1 protein-coding gene is annotated in these 711 nt (G+C 45.9%); it reads right to left on the minus strand.

The window, feature by feature from the left end; genetic code table 11:
- Positions 1 to 711: TolC family protein (locus HC176_RS15625; RefSeq protein WP_167919912.1), on the minus strand; the 711-nt coding region annotated here is incomplete at both ends.

The following is a 711-nucleotide window of genomic DNA, read 5'->3' on the forward strand; positions in this document are numbered from 1 at the left end:
TTCATCTGTACCCCGTAAGAGATACCGTCGTTTAGCTGTAACTGCTCAAAAAACGGAAGCGGATTGCCAATTTCTGTAGCCATGTTTGGGGCTACTAACACCTCCCGGGTGGACTCTACAAAACCTATTTGCCTGTAAGGCTCCTCAGGATCAAGTCCTGCAGCGAAAAATCTTCCCGCGCCTGATTCCCGGGTGTTGTAGTTAAAAAAGGCTCCAAAAGTGGGCCAATACGCACCTTTGGCGATATCAAGTTGTTTTTCGGCAAGTTCCCGGTTCATTTCGGCCACCTTCACCTCATAACGCTCGTCTTCGGCAACGTCTATAACTTCAGAAACAGGGACATCCAGCACTTCACTTTCAAAAACCTCATAGTCTCTTTCGGCAATATCAAAATTCTCATAATCCTTGATCAACAGCAATTGAGCAAGTGAGATAAGGGAGATCTTGATCTGGTTTTCGGCAACGATCATGCGCTGTACTTCATTTGCCGAAGTAGCTCTTATTTCCAGCAGGTCTCCTTTGGGTAATGATCCCGCTTCCACCAAAGCTTCGGCTCTTTCAAGCTGCTCCAGGGTAATTTCATGCTGTGCCTGGATCACTTTGAAGTTTTCTTTATTGAAAAGCACTTCGAGATAAGCATTGGCTACGAAAAGCGCCACATCATCTTTCATTTGCTCCAGGGAATATTCCCCGGCCAGTTTTGCCATTTTT

This window comes from Tamlana crocina (assembly GCF_012037625.1).